Here is a 233-nt window from a genome sequence, read left to right on the forward strand (position 1 = left end):
TCACGACGTCCGAGCCGCGCTACCCCAACCCGGAGGCGAATGCGCGGAGGGCGCGGGTGTTCGCCCGCGGCCTCGGGGAAGCTGCGGGCTATGCCCGGCCGCTGGCGAGCCTGCCGGTCGGCAAGGACGGCGATTCCGAGCGGCTCGGGATCTCGGAGCCCTGGGAGTGCCGGCGCGGCCCCGCCGTCCTGACGCCGGGGGACTCGCCGGTGGGCTACCGCCTGCCCCTGTCT

Annotated in this window: 1 protein-coding gene; it reads left to right on the plus strand. The window is 76.4% G+C overall.

Going from position 1 to position 233, the window contains the following annotated elements; genetic code table 11:
- The coding region (locus AC0IWM_RS24000) for a transglutaminase family protein (protein ID WP_471759191.1) at nt 1-233 on the plus strand (233 nt) is incomplete at both ends.

This window comes from Methylobacterium sp. AC433 (genome assembly GCF_979253015.1).